The 18,763-nt window shown below is 42.8% G+C and carries 13 protein-coding genes; 12 read left to right on the top strand and 1 reads right to left on the bottom strand.

Going from position 1 to position 18,763, the window contains the following annotated elements; genetic code table 11:
* Positions 1 to 4: 4 nt before the first annotated feature.
* Positions 5 to 2,080, bottom strand: coding sequence for an N-6 DNA methylase (locus QZZ41_RS11065; RefSeq protein WP_295071894.1), 2,076 nt, complete (start codon positions 2,078 to 2,080; stop codon positions 5 to 7).
* Between the two features lie 273 nt (positions 2,081 to 2,353).
* Between QZZ41_RS11065 and QZZ41_RS11060 the strand changes: the two genes are divergently transcribed.
* The 12 genes from QZZ41_RS11060 to QZZ41_RS11005 all read left to right on the top strand — a co-directional run bounded on the left by QZZ41_RS11060 (position 2,354) and on the right by QZZ41_RS11005 (position 18,759).
* On the top strand, positions 2,354 to 4,309 hold the full coding sequence (locus tag QZZ41_RS11060; protein WP_295071892.1) for a GGDEF domain-containing phosphodiesterase: 1,956 nt from the start codon (positions 2,354 to 2,356) through the stop codon (positions 4,307 to 4,309).
* Positions 4,310 to 4,596: 287 nt separating this feature from the next.
* Positions 4,597 to 6,231 carry a cellulase family glycosylhydrolase gene (locus QZZ41_RS11055; RefSeq protein ID WP_295071889.1) on the top strand — a complete coding sequence of 545 codons (1,635 nt, stop codon included), beginning with the start codon at positions 4,597 to 4,599 and terminating at the stop codon, positions 6,229 to 6,231.
* Between the two features lie 132 nt (positions 6,232 to 6,363).
* The gene (locus QZZ41_RS11050) at positions 6,364 to 7,959 is read left to right on the top strand and encodes a penicillin-binding protein 2 (protein WP_295071886.1); all 1,596 of its coding nucleotides are present in this window, start codon (positions 6,364 to 6,366) and stop codon (positions 7,957 to 7,959) included.
* Between the two features lie 140 nt (positions 7,960 to 8,099).
* On the top strand, positions 8,100 to 11,354 hold the full coding sequence (locus QZZ41_RS11045) for a lectin like domain-containing protein (protein ID WP_295071883.1): 3,255 nt from the start codon (positions 8,100 to 8,102) through the stop codon (positions 11,352 to 11,354).
* Between the two features lie 662 nt (positions 11,355 to 12,016).
* Positions 12,017 to 13,498 carry an ABC transporter substrate-binding protein gene (locus tag QZZ41_RS11040; protein WP_295071880.1) on the top strand — a complete coding sequence of 494 codons (1,482 nt, stop codon included), beginning with the start codon at positions 12,017 to 12,019 and terminating at the stop codon, positions 13,496 to 13,498.
* 216 nt (positions 13,499 to 13,714) lie between these two features.
* Complete coding sequence (locus tag QZZ41_RS11035) at positions 13,715 to 14,659, top strand: carbohydrate ABC transporter permease (protein WP_295071877.1); 945 nt, start codon at positions 13,715 to 13,717, stop codon at positions 14,657 to 14,659.
* Complete coding sequence (locus QZZ41_RS11030; RefSeq protein WP_295071874.1) at positions 14,656 to 15,555, top strand: carbohydrate ABC transporter permease; 900 nt, start codon at positions 14,656 to 14,658, stop codon at positions 15,553 to 15,555. The genes QZZ41_RS11035 and QZZ41_RS11030 overlap by 4 nt, the downstream gene beginning before the upstream one ends.
* 117 nt (positions 15,556 to 15,672) lie before the next feature.
* Entirely contained in the window at positions 15,673 to 16,590 is a 918-nt protein-coding gene (locus QZZ41_RS11025) for a hypothetical protein (RefSeq protein ID WP_295071871.1), read from the top strand.
* Positions 16,580 to 17,083, top strand: a complete 504-nt coding sequence (locus tag QZZ41_RS11020) for a stage III sporulation protein AB (RefSeq protein ID WP_295071869.1) — start codon at positions 16,580 to 16,582, stop codon at positions 17,081 to 17,083. The genes QZZ41_RS11025 and QZZ41_RS11020 overlap by 11 nt, the downstream gene beginning before the upstream one ends.
* Positions 17,080 to 17,277 carry a stage III sporulation protein AC gene (gene spoIIIAC, locus QZZ41_RS11015; protein WP_028516401.1) on the top strand — a complete coding sequence of 66 codons (198 nt, stop codon included), beginning with the start codon at positions 17,080 to 17,082 and terminating at the stop codon, positions 17,275 to 17,277. Before QZZ41_RS11020 ends, spoIIIAC begins: the two co-directional genes overlap by 4 nt.
* Positions 17,271 to 17,666 carry a stage III sporulation AC/AD family protein gene (locus QZZ41_RS11010; RefSeq protein ID WP_295071863.1) on the top strand — a complete coding sequence of 132 codons (396 nt, stop codon included), beginning with the start codon at positions 17,271 to 17,273 and terminating at the stop codon, positions 17,664 to 17,666. Before spoIIIAC ends, QZZ41_RS11010 begins: the two co-directional genes overlap by 7 nt.
* A gap of 1 nt (position 17,667) precedes the next feature.
* Positions 17,668 to 18,759 carry a hypothetical protein gene (locus QZZ41_RS11005; protein ID WP_295071860.1) on the top strand — a complete coding sequence of 364 codons (1,092 nt, stop codon included), beginning with the start codon at positions 17,668 to 17,670 and terminating at the stop codon, positions 18,757 to 18,759.
* Positions 18,760 to 18,763 lie beyond the last annotated feature (4 nt).

The raw sequence follows: 18,763 nt of genomic DNA, 5'->3' as shown, positions 1-18,763 counted from the left end.
AGGTTTATACGAGGGGGTGGCGTTTGAAATCACGGCTTGTCTCAAAGCTGTCATACTCGGCTTTTGAAATGGCTGTACATTCCTCGGCAAGCTTATCAACAGCAGTCGATTTTTTGTAAACGAAGGGGAACTTTGCGACTTCTCCCGACTGAAAATTCAGCGTAGGGTTGAGCTGACCGAAAATATATGCGAAAACTTTGGAATTGAGCAGTGCGCAGATGTAGCTTTTTTTGTCGCCAAGCTCGAATATACAGCAGCCGCCGTTGTCAAAGATATAGCCTTCCCCGAACTGCCTTATGCTGAATTTGCCGCTTGTGAGGGTAGACCATGTAAGTCCCGGCATGGTGAAGTACTTATAATTTGCAATAACAGCGGTAGGTATGCTTCTCATCTCCGCGGCATCGTCATACCAGTCGATAAGATAGTCGTTAAAGCCGTACCACTTGCGGTATCCGCCGCCCTTATTGTATGGGAACCAGCGTTTTATCAGCGTTTCGGCTCTGTCTATGTGTCGGCAGCAAAGGTTCATCTTGTTTTTGTCCACTTCGTACCATAGCCTGAGAAAACGCTCATTGTCAGAGGTAGAATTGCCCTTGCGCGGAGCAGCAATGCTACCGAGTGGAGGATATTTCGCGTAAAGCTCCGATATCTTCGGGCTTAACCAGTAAGCAGCAGGACATGAGGGGATATTCTCAAAGGTTTTGGAGTCCGTTTGGTAAACATAGCCGCAGTTTTCGTCAGTCAGAGCTTTGAGGAACATTTCCTGCTGCACTTCAAGTCCGCCTCTGAAATCCGTCAGACGGAAGAAAGTGCTCATTTCATCTGACTGCGAGTTCTTTGCAGTAAACGCGCATAAAGGAACGGTTGCGTCATAGAATGCGGAATACTCGAACTGTATCAGATTATTGATATGCTTCTGAGTAAACAGGTGCTTCCGCAGCTCCTCATAGCTTTTGATGAACATCCAAACATAAGGAGTAAGAAAACCGAGATAGCCGCCGTTTTCGGTAAGCTCGGTGCAGCGGATTATGAACGCCGAAAATAGATCAGCGGAGTACTCTGCGTAATTATTTTTCATAAACTCAAGGAGACTGCTGTTCATATTCCTTGTGCTCATGTAAGGGGGATTAGTGACTACAGCCGAATATTTCCTTGTGAGCAGCTCATACAGCTTCATAGCTTTTGTATTGCCGATATTGGGCAGAGTTACAGGTCTTATGAGACTGCCGAAAAGGCTGCTGTTAAAGAAAATATCATTCTCATTTGTAGTAATATCTTCCATATCATACAGCTGAGGCTTTATGCCTGAGCTTAAAACTTCGGAACAGTATTCGCAAGCCTTCATCAGCAGTGAAAAATGAGCAAGTCTGCGGGCACGGCTGTCAATATCTATACCGAAAAGATTTTTCGTTAGTATGAGCCTGCAAGCCTGTATTTCGCTGTATCCCTTTGAAAGGTAAAGCTTCATAAAAAGGTCGAATGAATACAAAAGGATATTGCCGCTGCCCATGCAAGGGTCAAGAAAAGATATCTCCTCGGGGGATAAGGTTTTTTTGCATTTTGTCTTTACGGGAACAAGATATTGCAGCTCGGACGTATCATATCCGCAGTTTTCTGCTAATATCCTGCCGAGAGTGTTTTCGGTCATATATCGCACTATCCAGTCGGGAGTAAATATCTGAGTAGCCGCAGGCAGATTGTCTGCGCTTATTTTTATATTCTTTTTAAGCTCGCTGAATATCCTGTCCTTGCGGTCGTTGTTGAAGTATTGGTACAGCTGACCGATAAGCTGTGCGTTTTTCAGCCATTTTTCATGGGGTACCGCAGAGAGCATATCAAAGACTTTCTGTGATAGCAGCTGGGCTCTGCTGTCGCATAGCTGAGTGAATATTTCAGGCATGAGCCTGTGCATATCTGTGGGAGCATGAAAACCGTCAAAGCCGTTTTCGTACATATAACGTGCAGAAACGGAGCAGAAAAAAACTTCAAAAGAAAGCTTTTCAGCATCATCGGAACTCAATTCATCAGTAAGAAAGTTTTTTATTGATGCGGCAATGTTTTTTATCAAAGTCTTTTTCAACTGTTCTCCCACCTTTCGTATTATTATTATACTATAAAAATTTCCGCAAAGCAATATGACAAAAAATATCACGGTAAGTTTATTTTGTATTATTTTATACTTTTGGGAAGTGGATATTATCTCAAAAACCGCCTTAATAATTGTTTTTAAGCTGCTTATATGTACAAAAACGCCAAATTATCAACGTTTCTATTGACAACTTACAGTGAATATGTTATAATGTCAATGAATTAAATATTTATTTTTGTGAATTACGTTAAGGGGGGATAATTCATGAAAGTACTGCTGCAAGGACTTGGTTTTGAGAAGCAAAGCAAGTATGTCCGTGACTATTTTTACAGGACAAATATGCGCGCAAGCATATATATGTCTATGGTAGTCATTGTACTTGAGGTATGGATGCTCATAAGAATGACAAAGACCATATTCGAGAATAATCTTCAAAGCAATTTTAAGCATTACTTTGAGAAGTATTATGCCAATTACCTTGTTCTTCTTGCCTCAGGAATAATAATGCTCGTTTATGCCATAAGGTATCTAAGGGGAAAAAAGATCGACAAGGGAGTCGGCTTGGTCATAAAATGGGTATTTACGTTCGTTTGTATCTATTTCGGCGTAAAGATATCGCTGAATGATTATTCCAAGGGCGAACAGATACTGACTTTCCTTACTATGGAGCTCTTTTCGCTGTGTCTCCTTACATGGAAGCCATATGCCGCTTTTCTTATATCAGCATCGTCATATATGTATTTCTTCTACAAGATAGATGATATGGTAGCTGTGAATACGGGGCAGTTAGGCACAACAGATGCTACACGCATCAATTTCTTTATAATGTGGATATCTACCATGATGGTATGCATAGCTAATTATAACAATACTCGTTCACAGGCTCTCAAAGATCAAAATCTTGAAGAGGTCAACACCTATCTTTCAAAGATATCCGTTGAGGACGAGCTTACAGGCATACATAATATGGTGTATTTTCGTACAGAAGCAGAAAAGCTCCTCAATTACGTAACTACTGACAGAGAGAGCATAATTTTCCTTTTCTTTGATATCGAGAATTTCAAGTCGTATAATGAGAAGTACGGCTTCCACGAGGGAAATGATCTGCTTAAAAGGATTGCTCATATGATAGATGCGGCTTTCAATAATTCTCTTGTTTCAAGATATTCCGATGACCATTTCGTTGTACTTACAAGAGTTGACGGAGTGCAGAACGTTATCGGCGAACTTTCGGGAGAGGTCAAAAAGCAGCAAAGAGAGGTGCATCTTGAACTTAAATGCGGTGCTTACAAGCCTATAGGCAATGAGTCTGACGTAAGTCTTGCCTGTGACCGCGCTCGTTTTGCCTGCAACAGTATCAAAAAGCACTATGACAGGACGCTTCGTTTCTATGATAAGTCACTGGAGGATAAGTTCCACCTTAAACAGTATATCGTTAATAACATTGATACGGCTATCCAGAACGATTATATAAAAGTATATTATCAGCCTATAGTTTCAACGAAAACAGGCTGTATATGCGGTCTTGAAGCTCTTGCAAGGTGGCAGGATCCGAAATACGGACTTCTTTCACCGGGTATATTTATCGAAATACTTGAGGAGTATCGCCAGATATATAAGCTTGATAAGTATATAATCGAGGCGGTATGCAAGGATTATCGTGACTCTGTTGATAACCACAAGCCTTTTGCTCCCGTATCTCTTAACTTTTCGAGGCTTGATTTCGAGCTTTGCGATATTGTGGGATACCTGTGCGAAACAGTGGAGAAATACAATGTGCCAAAGGAATTCATAGATGTTGAGATAACAGAAAGCGCACTTACAGTACAGCAGGACTTCCTGCCTGATGCTATAAAGAAGCTCAGAGATTTCGGTTATAAAGTATGGCTCGATGATTTCGGAAGCGGTTATTCTTCATTGAATGTTCTGAAGGATTATCACTTTGATGTTCTGAAGATAGATATGAAGTTCCTTTCGGGCTTTAAGAGCAATGAAAAGACAAGACCGATACTTGAAAACATTGTTGATCTTACAAAGCAGCTCAAAATGATATCACTTACCGAAGGTGTCGAGACTGAGGAACAGTATGAGTTTCTTGGCAATATAGGCTGTGAACGAGTACAGGGCTATCTTTTCAGCAAGCCTGTGCCGTTAGAGCAGCTCAGGGAGCGTATTGCTTCCGGTGAGTTAAGCGTATGCAAAGAGATAAAATCAGCCTGAATAAAGTGCTGATATAAATATTAATAATTATTATCGTGGAATAACATTTCTGTTGAAATGTCGTTCCGCGATTTTTTTGTTATTTAGCTCAGAAAGAATATGTGGTTTTTACTGCTGATTTTTAACTTTGGGTGGACAAAACACAGATTAGGTTCAATATATAACAATATTATTACTTTTAGTGCCTAAAAATATCAAAATGATGTTGCATTGTATAAAAAAAGGTGATATAATACAGATCAGGGAGAGGTTCGATCGGGATATTAAAAATTTAAGGAGGATTTTTTATGGTGATCAAGAAAGCGAGTTTTGTTGTTGCGGCTGCTATGCTGACTTCTGTTTTAGGAAGTTTTCCGCAATACGAAAGGAAAGTGTGTGCTGCTGATAACAGTATACGCGACATGACGACTATGGAGATAGTCAAGGACATGGGAATAGGCATAAACCTCGGCAATACCATGGAAGCCTGCGGCGACTGGATAGCCGATGTTGACGCTCAGTGGGGCGACGGTATCCTTACTGTTAAGGATTATGAAACAGCATGGGGCAGCCCCGTTATCACAAAAGCCATGATACAGGGAATGGCTGACGAGGGCTTCGGAGTCGTTCGTGTGCCTGTGGCGTGGTCAAACCTTATGGGTGATAACTATAAGATCAGCGAGGAGCTCGATGCGCGTGTACATGAGATCGTTGACTGGGTAATAGACGCTGATATGTACTGTATCATCAATATCCACTGGGACAACGGCTGGGTCAATACATTTCCCGATAATAAGGACGAATGTATGAAGCGTTACAAGGTAATGTGGGAGCAGATATCTGACAGCTTCAAGGATTACGGCGACAAGCTCATGTTCGAGTCACAGAATGAGGAGCTTGGCTGGGAGAGCGTATGGAATCCGTGGGGAAGTACCGACGGAAAAGCTGAGTCCTACGGACTTGTAAACGAGATAAATCAGAAGTTTGTTGATGTTGTGAGAAATTCAGGCGGTAACAATCCTAAGCGTCATTTGCTCATATCAGGCTATAATACAGGATTTGACCGCACTTGTGATCCTCTTTTCAAAATGCCTGACGATCCCGCAAACCGTATGGCTGTTTCGGTACATTATTATACTCCCGCAGGTTTTGCTATCCTCGAAGATAAGGATGAGTCATGGGCAAAGGCACGTTCCACATGGGGAGCAGCTGATGACTATAAGGAACTCAACGACAATATGGAAATGATGAAAAAAGGCTTCATTGACAAGGGTATACCTGTAATAGTCGGCGAATACGGTTGTCCTACAAAGGGAAAAGAAACAGATTCTGTACGACTTTTCCTCAGCTCTGTCTGCAAATCTGCATACGAACACGGACTTTGCCCTATACTCTGGTCAACTCCTGATTCAACTACAGATGACGGAACTGTTATAAAAGGGCACTATGACAGAGCAACCTGTAAGCTTGTGGATCAGGAATTAAAGAAGCTCTTCAACGAGATATCAGGATTTGAGCCAAAGGAAACTGCTTCCACAACAACTTCATCTGCTACTACAACCACAACAGCATCTACCACTACTACATCATCTGCGACAACAGTTACAGAAACTTCTGCAACTTCTGCAACAACACTTACATCGACAAGTGAGACAACTACTTCTACAGTTACCACTGCAACAGTTGTACTGCCTGCTGTAACATTATGGGGTGATGCTAACTGTGACGGAGATGTTGATATGTCTGATATAGTGCTTATCATGCAGAGCCTTGCAAATCCGAATAAATATGGTCTTGGCGGTACAGATGAAAAAGCTATAACAGCACAGGGTCAGGCAAACGGCGATGTTGATACTGCAAGCAAGGGCATCACATCTAATGATGCTGTATTTATTCAGGAATTCCTTCTCCATAAGATATCATCTCTTGAACCTGTAAAATAATGATAAATACTTATGCTTTAACGCGATGATCATATATAAATTATCGGGGGACTCTTTCTCGTGAAAGAGTCCCCGATGTTTTTTGCATATGAACTCATAAAACTGACAAGACTATATAATAGAGGTGATATAATGGTCAGAAAACGCGGAGAGCATGGAGTAATAGTACTTATAGCTGCATTTTTTATCAGCTTTACGGTGATAACTGCAAACTATTACAGAATTGCGCTGGAGCAGAAAAACGTACCTGCCGCTCAGCAGAGCAGGATATTCACATATGAAGTCGGACGGTGTCAGGGAACGATATATGATACAAAAATGCGTCCGCTGACAAATGCGGAGACAAAGCTGAAAGCAGTAGCTGTTCCCGATATGACGGACAGGGAAATAACAGCCGAGTATGCAGTTGACCGTGATAAATTCTATGAAGAATATGACAAGGGACTGCCTTTCGAGTTTGAGTATACTTCCTCAGCCTACGAAAGTGACGGATTGACCATATTCAAAGTACCGCAGAGATACAGCGAAAGACAGACTGCAAGACACGTAATAGGCTATCTTTCCGATAATGAGGGAGCTGACGGCGTGGAATACGCATATAACAGCATACTGAGAGCAGATCATGCCAATAACAGCGTATCTTACGAAACAGACGGCTTCGGCAGGATATTAACGGGCAACGGCAAAAGCGTATTTCGTACAAATTCATACAAATGTGGAGTAGTTCTTACTATTGACAAGGATATACAGAAGATATGCGAGGACTGCGGAAAGGGCATAAAGACAGGAGCTATAGTGTGTGCTGATATAAAAAGCGGCGATATACTGGCAATGGCGAGTTTCCCCAATTATTCCCCCGAAAAGCTGGACGAAGCAATGGAAAACAAGGACTGTCCGCTTATAAATCGAGCATTATATTCCTACAGTGTTGGCTCTGTGTTCAAGCTCGTGACGGCAGCAGAAGCACTCGAAGAAGGAGCAGGAGATATTGTGTATGACTGCTGCGGAAGTACAGACGTAGACGGCAAGGTATTCAATTGTCATAAGCTTGACGGACACGGTACCCAGACCATGAGCGAAGCTCTTACAAATTCCTGCAACACCTATTTTATCGAGCTGAGTCAATGCCTTGACCTTGAAAAGCTGAGAGAAAGAGCCTATTCATTGGGCTTCGGAAGAGAAAACTACCTTTGCACAGGCATGATAGGTTCGGCAGGAGTACTGCCCACAGAAAAGGAACTGAGCATACCTGCAGAGAGGGCGAATTTCTCCTTCGGACAAGGGAAGCTTTCTGCAACTCCGCTCCAGATAACGCAGCTTACCTGTTCCATAGCAAATGGGGGCAAGAAGCCTGTTCTGCGGTTGATAAAGGGGCTTACAGTGGACGGTGAGACGGTCGGAAACGAGAAAAAAGTAAGGTATTCTCAGGTCATGAGCAAAGATACAGCGGAGCAGCTGAGGAAGATGATGATACTTGCGGTCAGGGAAAATGAGAATTCCAAGGCAAAGACAAAGAAAATGAGTGTTGGTGCTAAAACTTCCACAGCACAGACGGGAAAAACAGACGCAAAAGGTGAGGAGCTCTGTCACGCATGGATAACAGGTTTTTTCCCTGCGCGTAAGCCTAAATACGCGGTTACAGTATTTATTGAAAACGGCGGATACGGAAATGATGCAGCAGCACCTGTTTTTCGCATGATAGCCGACAGAATGAGCGAATTGGATTAAATTTGTGAGTAACATTATACAATTATGAAGCATAGCTTTTTCTTTACAAATCCTGCTCAGATGTGGTATAATCATTGTAAATGGATACAGTCATTCATTATACTTGATCTGAATGTCCACCGAAAGGAGCACGGTACATTATGAAGCGGATATTAAAACGGTTTTCGGCTGCATTTTCGGCAGCTATAGTAACGGCAGTTTCAGTTCCTGCCGCAGTATATGCGGAAGCAGGCAAATTAATAAACATCGGTGACTATGGAAAGAAAGGGATATCATCATCTCATACATTTTCGTTCTCCATGCCGCAGCTGCACAGTGTTACGGTCGGTAAATGTACTGACCTTGTGCCTTTGGTCACATATTCACCTATAAGAGGCACAGCTTCCGAAACAGAAGCTGCATCACTTCCCGAAGCCTTTGATATGAGAAAAGTTTACAGCATGACATCTGTAAAGGAGCAGGGAAACTACGGTACTTGCTGGGCGCACTCGGCTATAGTTAGTGCCGAGACAAGTATGCTTGCAGCTGATCCGTATATCGACCTTTCGGAGCTGCACACTTCTTATTACAGCTATTACGGCGACGATCAGATGATAATCAGCAGCAATACCACAAACGGCATACTGTCCGAGGGCGGAAGTCCTCGTATAGTTTCAAATCTCTGGTCGCAGTGGATAGGACCTGTTAACGAAAGTGCGATGCCGTATTCCGATACAGCTGTTTTTGATAATGCTTCAAAGACCGTATTTATGAAGTATCAGTCCGATTATCACATGAAAAACGCTTACAGCTTCGATTTCGATGCGGATAGAAGCAACTTTGATGATGTAAACGCACTTGTAAAGGAGTTCATTTATAAGGGACAAGCAGTAGATATATCTTATATGTCTGAAAAGTCATCGAACTGGAACCCTGAATATTGTACATCAAATTCCAAAAAGAAACCAAGATTTGCAGATCACGGAGTTGCTATAGTCGGCTGGGACGATAGTATTTCAGCAGATAAATTCGTGAACGAGCCTGAGGGCGACGGTGCATGGCTTTGCAAGAACAGCTGGGGTACAAAAGATAGTGATGACGGATATTTCTGGATATCATACTATGACAGAACACTTTGTGATTTTACCGTTTTTGAACTTGAAAACGCTGATGAGCATGAGATAATTTATCAGCACGACACCTATGTACCGATACAGAATTATTCAGCCTATGATACTGCCGAAGAGGAAGGACCTTCCTATTTTGCAAATGTTTTCGATGCTGTCGGACCTTCGCAGATAAGCGCAGTAGGCACATATATACTCAATCCCGATACCGAATATGAAATAACGGTATATACTGATATCAAGGACGCTTCCGATCCTGTATCGGGAACTCCTTCATCGGTTACAAAGGGTAAGGCAAAGCTCACAGGCTTTCAGCAGCTGGGACTTGACAAGCCTGTAGTCATTGACAGCACAGAAAAGTTTTCGGTAGTCGTTAAGCTTTACAGCGAGGATACTCCTTTTGTACTTCCCTTCGAGAGCAGTTTTTATGCCGAGAATGAGGAGAAAGAGGAACTGTATGATATTACAAGTTTTGCCACAGATGCACAGATCGCAGCACATACAGGCGAGGGCGAGAGCTTCATCAGTGCTGACGGAAAAGACTGGGAAGATGTATATGATAGTGTTGAGGTTTACAGCGGAGAAGAAAAGGCGTTATTGTTAGAGTCATTCATAGAACAGTTTTATGACGGACTTGATGAAGATGATACCGTGCTCCTTGAAGATGCTGCGAAAAAGGAGGCATTTTTCAGAAATATTTTTTCCGAATGTGATATCAAAACAAGAATGGGCAATGCATCATTGAAGGTATACGGAGATCCGATCGGCAAGGTAAGATTTTCTCATGCCGAGGGATATGTACCAGAAAATGAAAAGGTAGAGCTTTCATCGGGATTTGATGACGCTAAGATATACTGGAAAGCTGATGACGGTGAATATAAGGAATACACTTCACCTATAACAATTACTTCACCTGTTACCATATCTGCTTATACAGACCTTACAGGCAGTTACGGCGATAAAGTACCCGAAACAAGCCTATGTGCAGCAGCTGAAAGAAAATTTGAACCTGCGAAAGCAGTTTTTAACTGGCTTGCATATAATACATCGTCACCTGATAATAAAGGTGAACTTAAATATGCACAGCGTATATCGGACAGCGAGTACAGTATTGATCTTCCCTCGGATAAAGACCATATATGCCTTTCCCTCGGAACTACAGCTGATACTGAATACGGCGGAAAGAGCTATGACGGTTACAGCTGGATAGAGAACGTTTCGGCGAAGTACGGCAATACAGATATAAAGCTGAAGCTTTCGGGAGATGAAAAGGTCGATAATGAAGTGACCGTACATATAAACAGAAGGATACTTGGCTTTAATTATTTGTCAGAGACTATTAATTTCTCTCTTGCAGACGAGATATATGCTCCTGACGGTACAGAATTGAAGATCAATTCATACGTGGGAAAATACTGCGGACAGGAGCTGCGCGTCATCAAGGACGGTTCGGAGATAAAGGTAAAAGTCCCCGAAAGAAGGGTAATGCCCGATATAGCAATAAACTATATGGCAGAAGTTATTGGACCTTTTACCGAGGAAATGATGAACTATATCGAGATATGTGTCGATGCTGATAAGAATGACAATTACTATTCTGCAAGGGGCAGAAAGGTAAGCGGCGACGACTGGATAATGCTTGAGAACGGCTATTATTACCTCTCGGTGATACCGGGTGAGGTCATATCCGTCAAAATAGACGGCGGCGACGGTATGTTCGAGAGCGAACCCTATCTATGCAGAGTCCCGCAGGCACCTGCCGCAAAGCCTGATAAAAAAATGTTTGACACCAGCGATGCAGCTGTGGTAAAATGTAACGGTACTGCAATGATCGAAGCATCACCGCTCATGTACATGAATGATATAATGTACGAAGCAATGGCAGAGGACTTCGGTTACAGCAGGGAAAGATTTACAGAACTCCAGAAGCAGAGACTTGGTGTCAGCGATGATGACGTAAAGGGTTTTACGGGTAATACCTTCAAAAGCATTAATGAACTGCAATACGGCGTTGAATATCTTGTCAGATATCCTGCTACAGGCAGCAGCTTTGCATCTCAGGGAGAAAAGGTCGTGTTCTACACGAGGGGAGATGTGAACAGAGATCGAAAAGTCGATTCTGTTGACGCATCACTGGTATTAAAGCACTATTCCCTCGTATCTGTAGGAAAGGACGGTCTGTTTGACGAGTCTCAGCAGCTTATGGCTGATGTAAATAATGACGGAACTATAACGTCGGTAGACGCTTCACAGATCATGGTGATATACACCAAAGCAATGACCGAATAGGGTACCTATTGTTGTACAAAAAATACGAATATATGTTTGACTAAGTTTACTAAAACCGCACAAAAGAACTGTAATATTTTTTATAGTTTAGTCAATAAGTATAAAACCGAGCCTTGTTCTTTGTGTAATAGGTGTTATTTTGCTTTTACCGTTTTGTAACTTTTAGATAGAAATGGTACTATTTGTGTTATAATTGACAAAAAATAGGTGTTGAAAATGTACATGGTGTTCAAAAAAGATTAAAGAACGATACAAAATATTGACTTTGACCGCAAGATACGGTATATTTGTATATGCAAAAGCAATTGTTGCACAGTGCAGACAAAAACAGTTAGGATTAACTGTTCTGCTGATTTGAAAGCACTGCGGAGCATACAGTGTCCTGTCAGGCTTTTTTGACAAAGGTCTGCGGAGTACATTCGTGACTGATGCCGCTTGCGGACAGTGATGCGAATGATTGCTTAGAAAAATCAAGATCAACATGGACGCAAGTCCTTGTTATAATCAATGAACAGAAGACAGGGTAAACATAACGGCTGCCGGACGCTGCGGTGAGGACAATCATCGGGCAGAACGATTGACCGCGATGCGTACCGCAAAAACAATTCACGAATATTATACACGGTAATGTATAATATACATATTTAAGGAGGAAAAATCTCATGAACACACTTAAGAGAACATTAGCTTTAGTAGCTACACTCGCTATGACAGCTACTGCATTTGCAAGCTGCGGCGATGACAAGAAGGACGACAATAAGGCTGAAACAACAACAGCTGCTGCTACAGAGGCAACAACTGCTGGCGACGGCGAAACAACAACTACTGACGGCGGCACAGAGAAAAAGGATCACGAAATCGATGCTTCAGTTGGACAGGGCGGCGACACATTCACAGTTGCAGCTTGGAACGCTGATGACGTACCTTACCTCATCGCACAGTGGAAGGGCCTTTCATATGAAACAATCGTTGAAGATCTCGCAAACAATAAGGTTGACGGCGTAAACGCTATCATCTTCGGTGTTGGCGGCGGTGAAGCTTCTGAGCGTTATGATCAGCTCTTCAACGACGGCGGCGATCTCGACGTTTACTTCTGCGAAGCTGACTGGGCACTCAAGTACATCAACGATGATGAGAAGACACTTGACCTTGCTAAGCTTGGTCTCAGCGATGCAGACTTCACAAATATGTATGATTACACAAACCAGATCGGTCTTACAACTGACGGCGTTCGTAAGGGCGTTTCATGGCAGGCAGCAGCAGGCGGATTTGCTTACAGAGCTGACCTCGCTGAGGAATACCTCGAGGCTAAGACACCAGCTGAGATGCAGGAAAAGGTTAAGGACTGGGATGCTTTCGTAGAAGCTGCTAAGACAGTTTCTGAAAAGTCAGGTCAGAAGGTTGCTCTTGCTGACTCACTCGGCGGTCTCTGGCAGGCATTTGCTTGTGGACGTACACAGCCATGGGTTAAGGACAACAAGCTCGTTATCGATGACTTCTGCACAAAGTTCGGCGACACAGCTAAGGCACTCTGGGATTGCGGCGGTGTAACAAAGAACAACCAGTGGTCAGATGAAGCTTGGACAGCTGCTGGCGTATCTGGTAACGTAATGGGTTACTTCGTATCAACATGGGGCTTCGGCGGATTCTTCCTCGATGCTGCAGGCGGCGAAGGCGGTGCTCAGTACGGTAAGTGGAATGTATGTGAAGGACCACAGTCATTCTACTGGGGCGGTACTTGGATCGTTGTAAATCCAAAGACAGATAACGGTAAGGAAGCTCAGGAATTCATCCTCTCAGCTACATCAGATGAAGCTCAGATGACAACATATGCTAAGAACAAGCCTGAGTATGTAAACAACTCTAAGGTTATGGATGACCTTATTGCTGGCAACACAGTATTCAACGAGAAGATCTCTGGCAACTTCAAGGATGGTCAGAACTACTTCGCTGAGCTTGCTAAGAACGCTAAGTCAATCGACTTCAAGGGCCTCATCACTCCTTACGATGCAACAGTTAAGGCTGACTTCGTAACAGCTGTAAGAGAGCAGTACCTTGAGGGTGGCAAGTCTTGGGACGAAGCTATGGATAAGTTCAAGGACAAGGTTGCTGAAGACGTAACAACTCTCGACTGGGATGACTAATTTAAAATAGTCTGAACTATTTACAATGTAATAAATATACCTACGGAATACTTATGTATTCCGTAGGTGTATATTTATTTATACTATTATTCCGAGAGGGTGTGTGTTATGGCGTCAGGCGCGCAGAGACGTATAAAGTCTATTAGCTACGCTAAGTATGGTTATATATTTATATTACCTTTTTTCCTTGTTTATTTCTTTTTCCAGTTATGGCCGTTGATTAACACCTTTATTGTAAGTTTCCACGGCAATGGTAAGTCCATTCAGGAATGGGTAGGACTTCAGAACTACAAAGACATTTTATTTGGCGGTACTCGTAAAGTCAGAGTTATCCATGAGAGCTTCTTCAAGTGTCTGAAGAATACAGTTATACTTTGGGTTGGTAACTTTATTCCTCAGCTCGCTCTTTCATTATCTCTGGCTGTATGGTTTACAGAAGCGCAGTTAAAGATCCCTGGAAAGGGCTTCTTTAAGATAGTTATGTATCTTCCAAATATCATCACAGCTGCATCAGTTGCTGTACTTTTCCTTCAGCTTTGCGGACAGTCAGAAACAAACCCCGGTGCATTAAACTTACTCCTTCACAAGATGGGTATAGTACATAGGAACCCGGTATCCGAGCACTATGAGTCTATACAATTCATTGACGGTGTATGGCAGTCACGCGGCGTTGTAATGTTTATCCAGACATGGATGTGGTTCGGTAATACCATGATTATGCTCATGTCAGGTATTCAGGGTATCAACCCTTCACTGTTTGAAGCTGCAAGCATCGACGGTGCAAGCTCCGGACAGGTATTCAGAAAGATCACTCTTCCTCTGTTGACACCTATTATGGCATATACACTTATCACATCTATGATCGGTGGTCTCCAGATGTTTGATATTCCTTTCCTTTACACAAATTCAGTTACTCCAAAGGAACACCTCAGAACTATGGCTGTAATGATCTTCCAGTACTTCCATGCTCAGGCTGATAATAACAAGATGGGTTATGCAGGTGCTGCATCAGTACTCCTCTTCTTCATTACTCTTGCACTCGGTCTTATCGCATTCTACATTACTCGTGATAAGGATGAGATCGCTAAGAAGAAGCAGCGTAAAAAGATCGCTCAGCAGGCTAAGAGAGAAAGCAAACAGTTTGGAGGGATCAGCTTATGAGTACTAATATGAAATCAGTTTACGGTAAGGCAAAGGACAACTATAGCTTTAAGATCAAATTAAAGTCAACTATACTGGTTGTCTGGTTCGTTATACTGACCATCATCTGTCTGCTTCCGATATACATTCTTATTATCAATGCTACTCGTGAGCATTCGGATATTGCAAACGGACTTTCATTCATACCGGGCTCTAACCTGAAAGCAAACTTCCATAAGATAGTTACAGACCAGAACTTCAAGCTTTCATATAACGCTCTTTACGGTTATAAGAACAGCTTGATAATCACTGTTTGTGCTACTTTCCTTACAGTTTTCTTCTCAGCTCTTACAGCTTACGGTATCCATGTATACGATTTCAAACTCAAGGAGATCTCTTACTCAGTTATCCTCCTTGTAATGATGGTACCTATGCAGGTTACATCAGCAGGTTTCGTATCATTCATGTCTGATATGCATCTCACAAATACATACTGGCCGCTCATTATCCCTGCTATTGCAGCACCTGCGGTCGTATACTTCATGCGTTCCTACATGAAGTCGTCATTCCCGCTGGACATCGTTGAAGCAGCTCGAATTGACGGATGCAGTGAGTTCAGAACATTCTTATCAATTGCAATCCCTATGATGAAGCCCGCTATAGCTGTACAGGCTATCTTCGCTTTCATCGCAAGCTGGAACAACTTCTACACACCTAACATGATCCTTATCAATGTTAAGCTCAACAAGAAGACACTTCCAATGATGGTTGCCGCTCTTCAGTCATCAGATAAGTTCAATGACTACGGTGCTATCTATCTTGCAATTGCACTTTCAATTATTCCTATCATTATTGCATACGTACTTCTCTCAAGATTCATCATTGCCGGTGTAGCTCTTGGTGGCGTAAAGGAATAATAATACAAATCACAGCACACTTCGGTGTGCTGTTTTTTTATGGACGCTTTGAGCGTCCTTTTTTTATGCATAAACGAAAACAGCATTGAATATGATTTAGTAAAAGGAGATGATTAAATGCACGGGAGTACAAGCATTGAAACAGTAATGAACTATTTACCCGAAAAGATAAGGGAGCATATCAAAGCGATACCGTACGACAAACTCGAAAATGTAATGGAGATAAGACTTCGTGCAGGCGGACCTGTATATTTTGTCTATGCGGACAAAATATGCTATTTAAGTCAAAGCGGAGAGATTTCGGAAATGATGACTGACAATACATTTAATGTCAGCGGAGTTCAGATCCGTGAAGTTATCGACAGGCTGTGTCACTATTCAATGCACAGCTGTGTGAAGCAGCTGAGAGAAGGCTATTTCGTAGTTGAAAACGGAGTGCGTGTGGGAGTTTCAGGTACATACTCAACAAATGAAACACCGATACTAACTGATTTCGCGTCAGTAAATTTCAGAGTATCAAGGTGCATAAAAGGCTGTGCAGACGATGTTTTTTCAAAAACTTACGGAAAGAACGTTATCATATGCGGCGGAGTAAGCTCGGGGAAAACTACAGTACTACGCGAGCTTTGCCGACTTACGGGAAGCTTTCGCAAGGTCACGCTGATAGATGAGCGCAATGAAATATCATGTCTTACAGGCGGTATACCACAGAATGATGTAGGCTGTCTGACCGATGTGATAAGCGGAAGTCCGCGCTCAGCAGGTATTATGGCTGCCATTAGATCTCTTTCTCCCGATGTTATATTCTGCGATGAGATAGCTTCACAGAGTGACGCAGAGGCAATACTTGACGGTATAGGCTGCGGAGTAAAATTTGTTGTAACTGCTCATGGTGTAAATTATACTGAACTGCTCAGGAGGAAAGAGATAAACTATCTGCTCGAAAAAGGCAAGTTTGATGCAGCAGTTTTTCTGACCGGTTCAAGCTCACCCGGAGAAGTCAGGGAGATAAGGAGGCTTAAAAATGTGGATTAAGCTAAGTGCAGGATTTCTTTTCATACTTGGCGGAATGTTCTGCGGATTTAGTATGGCAGACAGGCTTAAAAAGGGAGTGGATTTTTGCAGGTCAGCAGAAAGGATACTGAACATATGCGAGTCGGAAATACGTTCAAAAAACAGTGACGTATACAGTATAATCAGGCGGCTGAAAAGTGAAAAGCTTAAAATAGATATCTCTTTTGAAAGCTTGCCCGAGTGCTACAGTTACGAGACTGATTTCCGCGAGCAGTGGTCGGAGTCTTTTCGCAAACTCAGCTATTTCGATAATGAGGAGCTTGATATCATGCTCTCGCTCGGAAGTATCCTCGGGACTACCGATACTGAGGGGCAGCTTAGAGGCATAGACGATATCCGCACAAGAGTAGGACAGCTGTATAAAAACAGACAAGGCGAATATGACCGAAAAGGGAGGCTTTACAGGAGTATAGGCTTGCTTTCGGGCGCAGCAATAGGGATAATGATAATATGAAAATTGATCTGATCTTTAAAATTGCAGGTACAGGCATAATCGTAGCGGTGCTAAATCTTGTACTGAAACGGGCAGAGCGCGAGGAACAGGCGATGATGACGACTCTTGCAGGACTTATCGTAGTCCTTGTGGTCATCGTTGACGAGATAGGCGATCTTTTCGACAAGGTAAAGACGGTGTTCGGCTTATGGTAGACAATTGTTTTTCAGTGGGAGCGTTTTGTGTTGTGGGAGCATTGCTTGCTATGATTTTAAAACAATATTGCTCCGAGCAGTCAATACTGGTATCAATAGCAGTCAGTGTGCTGGTGATAGCATTTTTTGTTTCATTTCTTGGTGGGACTATTGACGAGATACGCAGTATATTTGAGTCGGCAGGCATATCTGAGAGCTGCATATCAGTAATATTCAAGGTGCTTGCAATATGCTGCATTACCCATATTTCAGCTGAAATCTGCCGTGACAGCGGCGAGACTGCCATAGCATCAGCGGCGGAGCTCTGCGGCAGGGCTGCAATAATGGTACTTAGTCTGCCGCTTATGACAAGCTTTGTCCAATTGATAGACAAGCTTATAAAGGTCTGATATGAAGAAGTTCTTACCGATATTATTTATAACTATATTGCTCGTCGCTTTTTGTGTACCTGTAAAAGCTCATGCAGAGGATACAGCTTCCACACAAAACGAAATGGTATCACAGTTTGACGAGGTCTTGCAGGATAACGATATAAGCTACAGCACTGATGAACTGAGCGGCATATCTTTCAGCAGCCTTGTAGGCGATGTTACGAAAAGGACGGCTGAGATTTGTGGAGCACCATTGCGACTTCTTGGAACTATGCTTCTTATTATCGTGATAACATCTGTTTTAAAGAGCTTCGGAGGCGGTATTTTAGGAAATTCCGAAAAGATATACAGCTCAGTCTGTGTAATTACAGCTGTTACAGTTATTGCACCGCCGCTTTTTGAAGTCTTTTCACAGACGATAGAGAGCGTAAGGCTCTGCGGCAGTTTTATTGCGGTTTACATACCTGTATTTTCGGGTATAACAGCCGCCTGCGGCAATATCGGCAGCGCAGGAGTATATGATATAATGCTCCTTGCAGGTTCAGAGTTTATAGTGCAGCTTGTCAGCGGTATGCTCGTGCCTATCCTGAGTGCAGTTACCATGCTTTCGATAACAGGAGGAGCAGTTTCAAAAAACAATTTCGGCGGAGCAGTTCAGCTTATGAAAAAGCTAATCACATGGGTGCTTACAGTATCTATGACATTGTTTACGGGCTTTCTCACGCTGAAATGTACGCTTGCAGCCAAGACAGACGGAGCTGTAACAAAGACGGCGCGTTTCCTTATATCAGGGCTTGTGCCCGTAGTTGGCGGAGCAGTTTCCGATGCATATGCAACAGTAAGGAGCAGCTTCGATATACTTCGCGGAACAGTTGGTACAGGGGGCTGCATAGTAATAATACTTATGATACTTCCGCCTGTTCTGCATATTCTTATATACAGGGCAGTGATATGGACTGCTTCGGCGGCTGCGGATATGTTTGGTGAGGAGAACATGAGCGCGGTATTGAAGTCACTTGACAGCGGACTTGCTATAGCTCAGACAGTGCTTATCTGCTATGGAATGATGTTTGTTCTGTGTACAGCTATACTAATGCAGACTGCGGGGTGAAAAC

The organism is Ruminococcus sp. (assembly GCF_016283395.1).
Note: the sequence above shows the minus strand (reverse complement) of the source record. Positions and strands in the feature narration are given on the sequence as shown.